This is a genomic window from Xenorhabdus beddingii, assembly GCF_002127545.1.
Taxonomy (GTDB): Bacteria; Pseudomonadota; Gammaproteobacteria; order Enterobacterales; family Enterobacteriaceae; genus Xenorhabdus; species Xenorhabdus beddingii.
On record NZ_MUBK01000145.1, the window covers coordinates 1 to 687 of the forward strand.

Consider the following 687-nt stretch of genomic DNA (forward strand, 5'->3'; position numbering starts at 1 on the left):
CGCAGCAACGGGGCACACCGCACCGCTATCTGCCCATCAGCCAGTTTACGCCGGCTGCGGGTTTACTCGCGGAGGAGCAACCCGACTGTTTTTACTACCAGCTCCGGACGGAACGCGATTTACTGGGACGTATTCAGCAGCAACTGCATTTCTTTGATTTGACCGGCCAGCCCGCCGAAAACTTACCGCCGCTGGCCGTCGCCTGCCATTTTCTCGGCTACCATGAACGGGCGATGGGGCTGGGGCAAGGCACAATCACCGTGATGCAGGAAGGCACGCCCTCCCATCTCAGTGTGCACAATATCACGCCGGCCACCGCCGATTACCCGCCCCTGTTGCAGGACCATGCCGGCTGGCCGCTGCTGTCCGGCCTGTCCAGCCCGCCGATGATGCTGTTTGCCACGGAAAACCTGAAACAGTTCCTGCGCCTGTTTGACCATTATGCCGAACTCAACCGCCCGTTGAGCCGCCACATCCGTCAGCATATCGACGGCATTATCTCTGTGGAAGAGCGCCTGACCGACCGGCTGAAACGGGGTCAACCGATGCGGGGCCGACTCGTGTTACTGACGCTGAACCCGGATTGTTACCGTAATCCGGGGGAAATGTACCATTTCTGCCGCTTGATCAACTACGCCATGGCCTGTTTTGTCAGCCAGTCCTCGTTCGTCAAGCTGGATGTCTATA

Annotated in this window: 1 protein-coding gene; it reads left to right on the forward strand. The window is 59.1% G+C overall.

All coding sequences use genetic code 11. The features are described from left to right. A partial coding sequence (locus Xbed_RS18930) for a type VI secretion system baseplate subunit TssF (protein WP_139837566.1) occupies nt 1-687 on the forward strand: 687 nt, incomplete at both ends.